Raw genomic sequence first — 4,932 nt, 5'->3', positions numbered from 1 at the left:
TCTTTAAAATGATCGATACATTTCTAACAAAGAAAAAATTTAAAGATTTTTTTAAGAAAAATATTGCATCTCTATAGCAGGTAGTATTTTTCATATATGCTTCAAGAAATACATATAATGTATTTGTAAATCAATAATAAATAAAATTAATTGATAATATAAAATAGGTCAAAGATTAGAACTTAAGTTGTATTAATAGGCGTTTTCCTAAATGTTACATCTTCTAAGCTAAACGCAACTAAATCACCTTTTATGTATGACAAAACACTATTTAATGGAGCTTGAAATGGATAATAATAACCATCATTACAATAACAAAAACTATCAAGATCTAAATCTCTATCCAAATTAGCAATATCTATCATTTTTTTACTAAATAGCTCAATTATTGGTGTATCGTTTTTAGAATGTATTGTTATTTTGTGTGTTGCTACTTGATTAGGTCTCGAAATACGATCACTATTATCGTATAATTCAGCGCAGTTTCCATAAGCTTGTAAGGCTTCTATATCAATTTGAGGGCACAGAATAAATTCTACCAACACTTCCCAATTTGCTTGCAACCATATGTCAGTAAATTCTTCTTGATGTACGTCACTACCATAGATAGGATCCATATATGGGAATATATCCTCAATGTGAGTGAATGATGACTCTAAGAAAGCTTTAAAATTTAGTAATACTGCGTCTATTATATCTCTACTCATTCTGCTAAATCTTCTAATATTTTTTTTTCTGCTTCTGTTAAAGTTCGTTTACAACCATTACCTGTTGTTTTGATCACTTCAGAACCTTCTGGCAATCCCCCTTTCTCCTTAAAATTATGTTTTGCAGTACCTTTTCCTGGATTTCTAGGTTGTGGCACACTCATCTTTACCCTTTCTGGATTAATATCAATTTTAGTTCCGTCTTTAAATTCAATTTGATATGCTCTACCTTTTCCAGTATTTCTTTGTCGTAATGTAATACTTTTCACTTCTTTACCAAATACTTGTTCTGCTTTTTTAGTTGCATTAGCTATTTGATTAGGCGTTGAGAGTGGTGGTATCTTTTTAAGTCTTGTTGCATCAGCCCCCTTATTCCCAGCTTCTAGTACAACAGGACCAGGAATACTAGTTACTGTTTCGCCTGATTGTAAACCATTTACAAATGCTGCATTTGCTTTAAAAAGAGCACGATGTTTATACCAATCCCTAGTGTCTTTACTAGCTTTCCCTAAGATGAAAATATCAGCAACGCCAAAACAAAGATTTACCATGCCCCATCCATATCTCTCTTGTTTAAAATCTTCTCTAGCAGCTAGAAAATTACCTATTGCTGGTAGACACTCTGCTACACCCTCAGATATCATTTTTGGGTCGTTTCTCTTAATACCTTCTCGTATTTTCTCATTAAAAATCAACTTAGCCCCACTATTCCCTATTAAGGCGCAGGCAGCAGTCATGCTATCAGTAACATCAGGGATATACTTATCGGCCAACCATGCTGTACCAAAAGTAGCTACGTAAATAACTACACGAGATACGTCCTCTATATGACCTGCACCCTCTAGCTCCTCAGCCAGTTTAGCATTTTTACCAAGCTCAGGATCTATATCAGGGATCTCTCCCTTTAGTAGGCCAGGGTGTTCTTTTATATCTTCTTCGCTATAATACATCTCATATGGTAGAGTTGTATCATTAACTAAACTGGCTAATCCATCATCAGCATATTTAACATGCATATCTACCCAGCACTTGAGTTTTATATGCTCTAGTAAGGCTTTTTTACCAAATTTGGCTTCTATCCATCTATAGTTGGATCTTTCACTAATAAGCCCCCCCTCATACAATTGACTCGATTTACCAGAACGTTGTAGAAATAGAGAAGAACTATTCAGATCCTCATACTCTTTTGGATTTTCCGAGGCATGTTGTAGGAGTCGGTCTTTTAATACTTCTGGAGAGATCTCTCCATCAGAATCACAATGCGCTAGAATAGCATCCTGCATACAATTATTGATCCCGCTAGAAGTGACTTTAATATTAGGATCTGTAGGGGTATAGTGAGCCCTACCAGTTTCGGGATCTTTGTAATAGAAGAGTGAGATTACTTTTTTATTACGTCTGCCTTTCTCTTTGCCTATGTCTACAATGCATTGACCATCTGATTTGTTATAGATGATGATTTCTGCATCTAAGGCAGCAGAAAAGGCAAAGGCATGATCTATCGTTAAAGCATCTTTACCGACTTTGTCTAAAAGATGTTTCGTTTCTGGGGAAAGCTGATTATAGAAAGCAGCTCGTTGATCATCAGACAATGCGGACCATTCTTTTTTGGCTTTCGCTAGTTTTTGACCTACAATATGTTTTTTACATACACCTTCTCGATATGTATGAATGAGAGACTTGAGTTCCTCATCTGACTTTTTATAGAGTAGATCGATACCCCAACTTGACAACTTATTGCTAGCAGGTAAAACAAAATGACTATGAATGCTCATGACCAACTTACCTGTCAATACTTGAGAAAATACAGTAGTAATGTACTCTGTAGATGAAGGTTGACAACCATCTAGACGTAATGCTGTATAATTTTCTTTTGAACGAGAATCATATGCCTCTCCAGAACCTTCTTGGTAGGTAGGAACAGTAGCCCTTTCATACGAAGACTCTAGTACGGGAGAGGGACGACTAGTAAGTACTTTTCCTTGTTTATGCGATTGCCTTTTTGTCTCAGCATCCTGAAAAGATGTAATATCTTGACCATGATTTTTTTTCCAATCTTCTTTTTTTTCTTTGTAGCTCTTTAACTCTTCAGCTACTGAATGTAAACCTGTTTCATAATCACGTAAAAAGTTATCTGTTAAATTAGATAAATCGAATGCAATTTTAGTCTTTTCTGCTGCCGTGAATAGTGTATCTAAAGAAATTGATTGTATATCAGATTTTTTATCACCTCCAGAAGAATGCTTGTTATCAAAAGGATGTGTAAAGCCAAATTCTCCGGTTGAAGTATTTTTTGTCCAACTATACTGGCTAAGTATTTGTTTGCATGATCCACTACATATACGCTTGACAATCTCTGATATTTCTGATTCTCTTTTGTGTAGTATCTTTTCTCCTACTTCTATAAATTTAGACTGCCATTGGTTATTGTTCTCTTCTAGATCTACGGATACGCCATCCTGTATGGTAACATTATTTAATAATGCATGACGTAGTTTATTAATTACATTTTCATAGACCAGCTTTTCTATGTATTCCATCATAACTTTTACTACTGTATTTTCTAATACAGCAGATAAGCAGAGCCTAGCTGATTCTTTTTGCAGTGCTTGTTTTAGCAAGTTGGTAGTGATTTCTCTAATACCCTCTTTTACATCTATGGCATTCCTTATAGGAAGAAAATCTTTTGTTTTATTGATGTTTTCCTTTAGCGTATTTACTCCATGTACAATTTTATTCCATCCTAATTCGACAGTAGAACAAAGTACTGATACACCCAATGAAATACACTTATCCTTAAGCCAATCTTCTAGAGGTTGTTCATCACGGCTAATAGCTTTCCAGATAGAAGTTCCGATATCAGATATACCACTTATAATCCAAGATCCACCATAAACACCTAGTGTAGATTTAAATAAACAAGCACCTACAACGATCTGAAAGATGCCTATTAGAGCTATGCCTATTACTGTTCCCCATGGAATCGGAGGAATGCGAGTAACTGTAAAGAACTCGTGCAAGCCTGTTGCTTGTATTTCTGCTATAGCTTGGGTATAGGATATCGTATTATCTAATGGAGTAAGTATAGAGGATATCTTTACCGATTTTTCTAAAAGAATATCATGTTTTTTGGCTATAGCTTCATCTATTACTGCAATTGACTTGTCAATATAGGATTCACATCTAAATAAAATGTCTAAGTGATGTTGGAAATGGGTAAAAGTATCTGGTTTATTACCAACTGCTGCTATATGGCCATGTAATTCTAGCAGCTCAGGGCGATAGACTGTGTTGATACGGAACTTGGCTTCGAGTAGCGCATCTTTAACCTTCTGTTTACTGATACATTCTTTGTCTGAATAACTGGCTTCTGCCATGGCCAAGTTATAATAAGCCGGAAGTGCATAACGATCATCTAAAGAAATAGCTCGCTGGAAAGATGTTGCAGCATCTCTTATACAACCATTATCACGCAAATATTGATTCCCTTTAAGTACGTAAAAGGCTGGATTCTTAATGAGATCATTGGTTTCGGCGTCTTTACGAATCGGCTCTACAAAGGTCTCTTGAAAGTAGGAGAGGCTAGTTTCTTCGTCACGGTCTGTATCATCCATAACAAATTTATGGAACCATAGTCCCCAACGTTCTTGTAATCCTTTTCGGTCATAAAGATCCCATTTGTATTGCCGTGCCAATGGATTCGTTGTTACAGGTAGGGGTTGACGGTTACGGAATGACTCCAAGACATCTCTATGTACTTTGTCTTCATAGGCCTTGCAAAAGTCTACCATGACTGTTTTTTTTCTATGCTTACGCCATGCTTCTGGAGAGGATACGGATTGAAAATTAGGCGTGGATAGTATACCTTGTCGTAACTCTTTACATTTTGTAGGAGTTGAATATACTTCTTGATTTTCAGCTGAAAGATTGCTTATTATTCTGGAAAGATAGCTATCCACACATTTATTGAAATCATTAGATAATTTAGAGGGATTTAGGTTGGACCGTTTGGTTATTTCCCACGCCTTTTCTAATAAATTACGTTGAGTTTGTTTCTCAACATCTTTTGCCTTAGGCAATAGCTCTTCTTCTAGCGAACAAAAAGCACTAAAAAGACGATCTTCTCTGATTTTCTTAGCTACATCTTGGCGTGCTTTTTGAATAGACGCTTCTTCCTGAATTTTACGAGAGGCCTTAAGGGTTTCTATACTATTACCTTGATCAT

Annotated in this window: 2 protein-coding genes; both read right to left on the bottom strand. The window is 35.7% G+C overall.

What is annotated here, in order from left to right; all coding sequences use genetic code 11:
* Positions 1 to 182: 182 nt before the first annotated feature.
* Entirely contained in the window at positions 183 to 707 is a 525-nt protein-coding gene (locus CCPUN_RS04010; RefSeq protein ID WP_133282293.1) for a hypothetical protein, read from the bottom strand.
* The coding region (locus CCPUN_RS04760; RefSeq protein ID WP_165941951.1) for a hypothetical protein at positions 704 to 4,932 on the bottom strand (4,229 nt) is incomplete at its 5' end. The genes CCPUN_RS04010 and CCPUN_RS04760, both read right to left, overlap by 4 nt.

Origin of the sequence: Cardinium endosymbiont of Culicoides punctatus (assembly GCF_004354815.1) — a bacterium.
Classification (GTDB): domain Bacteria; phylum Bacteroidota; class Bacteroidia; order Cytophagales; family Amoebophilaceae; genus Cardinium.
Note: the sequence above shows the minus strand (reverse complement) of the source record. Positions and strands in the feature narration are given on the sequence as shown.

Coding starts and splice junctions, on each gene's coding strand:
- CCPUN_RS04010 (WP_133282293.1), bottom strand. CDS start 707: ATGAGTAGAGATATAATAGACGCAGTATTACTAAATTTTAAAGCTTTC.